The 213-nt window shown below is 46.0% G+C and carries 1 protein-coding gene; it reads right to left on the reverse strand.

Annotated elements, in window-relative coordinates; all coding sequences use genetic code 11:
* Window positions 1-138: RRXRR domain-containing protein (locus AS151_RS20470; protein ID WP_244532815.1), on the reverse strand; the 138-nt coding region annotated here is incomplete at its 3' end.
* Window positions 139-213 lie beyond the last annotated feature (75 nt).

The raw sequence follows: 213 nt of genomic DNA on the forward strand, positions 1-213 counted from the left end.
CTTAGCTCGTCCTGCTTTTAGCATTTTTCTGGCTTTAGCGGGATGGGTCGGGTCTAGCGGTTTTTTGTTTTTATCGAGAACCAAGGCATACATAATGGATGAACTCCGCTGTTTTCGGGTTAAGTTTTTCTCGCCAATGTGATTTCGGCTTTTTGCGTCCGCCGCACTGGTTTTTGTCAATCACCTAGACCTGTTTAACGACGAACGACAGAG

Source organism: Geitlerinema sp. PCC 9228 (assembly GCF_001870905.1).
Lineage (GTDB): Bacteria > Cyanobacteriota > Cyanobacteriia > Cyanobacteriales > PCC-9228 > PCC-9228.